Origin of the sequence: Streptococcus sp. C150, from assembly GCF_000187445.1 — a bacterium.
GTDB classification, from domain to species: Bacteria; Bacillota; Bacilli; order Lactobacillales; family Streptococcaceae; genus Streptococcus; species Streptococcus raffinosi.
In genome coordinates, this window is sequence record NZ_GL698463.1 from 1 (window position 1) to 736 (window position 736).

The following is a 736-nucleotide window of genomic DNA, read 5'->3' on the forward strand; positions in this document are numbered from 1 at the left end:
AAAGCCGGCACTAAGACACCGGTTGAAGTAAGCGCAGAACCAGGCTCAACTGTTGCCCTTTACGATAAAGACGGCAACAAGATTGGTGAAGCGACAGCAGGCGCAGATGGTAAAGCTACCATCACGCCAACCGTCGACATTCCAGCAGGAAATGTAACAGCCAAAGCGACAGATCTATCAGGAAATACATCAGACGCAAGTGATCCTAAAGTGGCGACAGATACAACAGCTCCAGCGAAACCAGCTGTGAACACAGACCTTACCAGTAAAGCCGGCACTAAGACTCCAGTTGAAGTCAGTGCAGAACCAGGTTCAACTGTTGCCCTTTATGATAAAGACGGCAACAAGATTGGTGAAGCGACAGCAGGAGCAGATGGCAAAGCAACTGTTACCCCAACTGTTGATATTCCAGCAGGCAATGTAACAGCGACAGCGACAGATCCATCAGGAAATGTTTCAGACGCAAGTGATCCAGCTAAGGCAACTACTGGTGCAGATACAGAAGCGCCAGCGAAACCAGTTGTGAATACAGACCTTACAGGTAAAGCTGGAACTAAGCCATCAGTAGAAGTAACTGCAGAACCAGGCTCAACTGTTGCCCTTTACGATAAAGACGGCAATAAGATTGGTGAAGGAACGGCTGCTAGCAATGGTAAAGTAACCATCACGCCAACCGTTGATATTCCAGTAGGTAATGTAACAGCCAAAGCGACAGATGCAGCGGGTAACACATCAG

The 736-nt window shown here is 48.2% G+C and carries 1 protein-coding gene; it reads left to right on the forward strand.

Annotated features, from left to right (window positions below; translation table 11 throughout):
- Nucleotides 1–736, forward strand: a 736-nt coding sequence (locus HMPREF0848_RS10760; protein ID WP_008536378.1) for an Ig-like domain-containing protein, incomplete at both ends; no start/stop codon positions are given.